Genomic DNA, 702 nt, shown 5'->3' with positions numbered 1-702 from the left:
CCTTACGGCCAGGGCTACACACGTGCTACAATGGCGCGTACAGAGGGCTGCAAGCTAGCGATAGTGAGCGAATCCCAAAAAGCGCGTCGTAGTCCGGATTGGAGTCTGCAACTCGACTCCATGAAGTCGGAATCGCTAGTAATCGCGAATCAGAATGTCGCGGTGAATACGTTCCCGGGCCTTGTACACACCGCCCGTCACACCATGGGAGTGGGTTGCACCAGAAGTAGATAGCTTAACCTTCGGGAGGGCGTTTACCACGGTGTGATTCATGACTGGGGTGAAGTCGTAACAAGGTAACCCTAGGGGAACCTGGGGTTGGATCACCTCCTTACCTTAATGATGACGAAGTTGTTGAGTGTTCACACAGATTGCCTTGATTCAAAGTAGTTAGAGCAAAGACCTGATGCAGTGATGCATCAGCTTCTGTTGTCCAGCCCTCGGGATGGATGAGAGAAAACCTCTTCTGCCGGATAGCGGGATGTGAATAGCAGTTTACTGCTACCTGTTGTCTCAGTGCGCAAGCACTGCAAAGCAGACTCGGGGTCCCCTTCGTCTAGAGGCCTAGGACACCGCCCTTTCACGGCGGTAACAGGGGTTCGAATCCCCTAGGGGACGCCACTTCTCTTCTTGCTAACAAGAATGCAGACATAAGCATACGTGTTTATGTCTGTTTTCTTCGGTCACTGACCGTTGCAAACA

1 tRNA gene and 1 rRNA gene are annotated in these 702 nt (G+C 52.1%); both read left to right on the top strand.

The annotated features are described in order from the left end of the window. Positions 1 to 334: ribosomal RNA gene (locus J9893_RS09485) — 16S ribosomal RNA — on the top strand; the annotation flags it as partial. Between the two features lie 211 nt (positions 335 to 545). Further along, positions 546 to 621: transfer RNA gene (locus J9893_RS09480), tRNA-Glu, on the top strand. Positions 622 to 702: the final 81 nt, after the last annotated feature.

Origin of the sequence: Aeromonas sp. MaB10011B, from assembly GCF_017939325.1 — a bacterium.
GTDB lineage: Bacteria > Pseudomonadota > Gammaproteobacteria > Enterobacterales > Aeromonadaceae > Aeromonas > Aeromonas caviae.
The sequence above is the reverse complement of the archived record's forward strand: the minus strand, read 5'-3'. Positions and strand labels throughout refer to the sequence as shown.